The 2,056-nt window shown below is 71.7% G+C and carries 3 protein-coding genes and 1 pseudogene; 2 read left to right on the top strand and 2 right to left on the bottom strand.

Going from position 1 to position 2,056, the window contains the following annotated elements; genetic code table 11:
* Nucleotides 1-418: FAD-dependent oxidoreductase (locus HW445_RS28465; RefSeq protein WP_374939712.1), on the bottom strand; the 418-nt coding region annotated here is incomplete at its 3' end.
* Nucleotides 419-682: 264 nt separating this feature from the next.
* Between HW445_RS28465 and HW445_RS28460 the strand changes: the two genes are divergently transcribed.
* Together HW445_RS28460 and HW445_RS28455 are read left to right on the top strand one after the other, a co-directional pair.
* Nucleotides 683-1,045 carry a helix-turn-helix transcriptional regulator gene (locus HW445_RS28460; RefSeq protein ID WP_180223723.1) on the top strand — a complete coding sequence of 121 codons (363 nt, stop codon included), beginning with the start codon at nt 683-685 and terminating at the stop codon, nt 1,043-1,045.
* A gap of 31 nt (nt 1,046-1,076) precedes the next feature.
* On the top strand, nt 1,077-1,592 hold the full coding sequence (locus HW445_RS28455) for a GNAT family N-acetyltransferase (RefSeq protein ID WP_180223722.1): 516 nt from the start codon (nt 1,077-1,079) through the stop codon (nt 1,590-1,592).
* A gap of 165 nt (nt 1,593-1,757) precedes the next feature.
* Here HW445_RS28455 and HW445_RS28450 read toward each other — a convergent pair.
* Nucleotides 1,758-2,056 (bottom strand): annotated as a pseudogene (locus HW445_RS28450) (NAD(P)/FAD-dependent oxidoreductase); the annotation flags it as partial.

Here is a 2,056-nt window from a genome sequence, read left to right as displayed (position 1 = left end):
GGCCGTCGGCGTGCTCGATCTGCACGGTGAACGGCTGGTCCGCGCGGTCGGCGTCGACGACGCGGTCGCGTCCGGCGCGCGCCACGCCGGTCACGCGTGCGCCATGGCGGACGGTGTCGCCGAGGGTGTCGGCCAGCGGCTGCAGGTACCGCTCGGCCCATTCGCCGCCGGTCGGGTAGCGGTCCGCTTCGGGGCGGACCCAGCCGGTCGGGGCGAGGAGCTTCTCGGCCGCGGGGTCCACCAGCTCGCTCCAGGTGGAGAAGAGCCGTACGTGCGCCCACTCGCGCACGGAGGCGCCCGCGGCCGGGCCGGCCTCCAGCACCAGCGGGATGAGGTCCCGCTCGAGGAGGTGGGCCGCGGCGGCCAGGCCGACCGGGCCGGCTCCGATGACGACGACGGGGAGCTGCTGCGTGCTCACGACGGTGATCTCCTGAAGTGCGATGGGTGGGGTGGCGGCCGGTCAGCGGAACGACAGGGCGGTGAGGGCCGTACGGAGTGGGGCGACCATGAGAACCGCTCTCTATTTCGACGTCTGTCGATTCCTTGTGTCCGCCAGTATGGCACTTGGTTAGAAGACTGTCAATATAGGTGAACATCGAATTAGCGAGGTGGTGTGAGGTGCTGGAGCGGCCGGCCGCCCGGCGCCTAGCTGCAAGGGTTCGACACGTGTCAACATAGATGCATGTCTAACCCGAATGTGCTGCCGCTGGTCGTGTCCTCCGACGCGCCGTGCTGCCCGCCGCTCACCGAGCGGCCCCTGAGCGCGGACGAGGCCGAGACGGCCGCGCGCATGTTCAAGGCATTGGGTGACCCGGTGCGGCTGCGGCTGTTCTCCGCGGTCGCCTCGCACGAGGGGGGTGAGGCGTGCGTCTGCGACATCTCCGACGTGGGCGTCTCGCAGCCGACCGTCTCGCACCACCTGAAGAAGCTGAAGGAGGCCGGGCTGCTGACCTCCGAGCGGCGCGGCACCTGGGTGTACTACCGCGTCGAGCCGTCCGTGCTCGCCGCCATGGGGCAGCTCCTCGCCCCGGCCTCCGCCGCCTGATTCCGCTGCTGCTCCCAGGAGTTCCCTGCACATGTCCGCCACGCCCGGCTCGTCGAGCGTCCTCGTCGTCCCTCTGACCGAGGGGCATGCCTCCCAGGTCCTGGCGATCTACCAGGCCGGCATCGACGAAGGCAACGCGACCTTCGAGACCTCGGCCCCCACCTGGCAGGCGTTCGACGCCGCGAAGCTGACCGAGCACCGCTTCGCCGCCGTCGACGAGCAGGGAAGGGTTCTCGGGTGGGCTGCCGTTTCGCCGGTCTCGACCCGCGAGGTCTACGCGGGAGTCGTCGAGCACTCCGTCTACGTACACCCCTCCGCCAGGGGGCGCGGAGTGGCCTCGGCGCTGCTCAAGGCGCTGGTCGACTCGACGGAGGCGGCCGGGATCTGGACCGTCCAGTCCGGGATCTTCCCCGAGAACACCGCCAGCCTCGCACTGCACCAGCGGGCCGGATTCCGGGTCGTCGGAACCCGTGAGCGCGTCGCCCGTCATCACGGAGTCTGGCGGGACGTTCTCCTCGTCGAGCGCCGGAGTCGCATCGTCGCGTAATGCCGCTCGCGGACAGGTCGCGCCGCGGTGGCCCTCGGCTCGCAGGTCGATCGAGGGGCGAAGGCCGACCTCGCCACCCGTGCACGTGTCCTGGTGCGCGAGCGCGGCGGAAGGGTGTCGGCAGCGTGGTTGTCCGAGGGCGAGGGCTCGAACAGCTCATGCCCTTCAGTGCACGGCGCCTTCGACCGGCTGAGCCCCGCTGAGGTCAGCTGAGGAGTTCGGCGACTGCCGGGCGGCGTCGCGGGCCGGGCGGCCGACGCCGATGAGGGTGGCGGAGGCCGGGCCGGTCCAGTCCCCGTAGCCGAGCAGGTGGAGGCGTGGTTCGGTCAGGGCGCGGGTGCCGTCGGTGGGGACGCGCCCGCGGTGGTCCCGGAGGCCGAGCGGCGTGAGGTGGGCGAGGGCGGGGCGGAAACCGGTGCACCAGACGACCGCGTCGGCCGGCTCGGTGGAACCGTCGGGCCAGG

Origin of the sequence: Streptomyces sp. UH6 (assembly GCF_013421635.1) — a bacterium.
GTDB classification, from domain to species: domain Bacteria; phylum Actinomycetota; class Actinomycetes; order Streptomycetales; family Streptomycetaceae; genus Streptomyces; species Streptomyces abyssomicinicus.
This window is presented reverse-complemented; position numbering and strand designations above follow the sequence as displayed.

What these genes read in the sequence shown, in the direction of transcription:
- HW445_RS28460 (WP_180223723.1), top strand. Translation starts at nt 683, where the DNA reads ATGTCTAACCCGAATGTGCTGCCGCTGGTCGTGTCCTCCGACGCGCCG.
- HW445_RS28455 (WP_180223722.1), top strand. Translation starts at nt 1,077, where the DNA reads ATGTCCGCCACGCCCGGCTCGTCGAGCGTCCTCGTCGTCCCTCTGACC.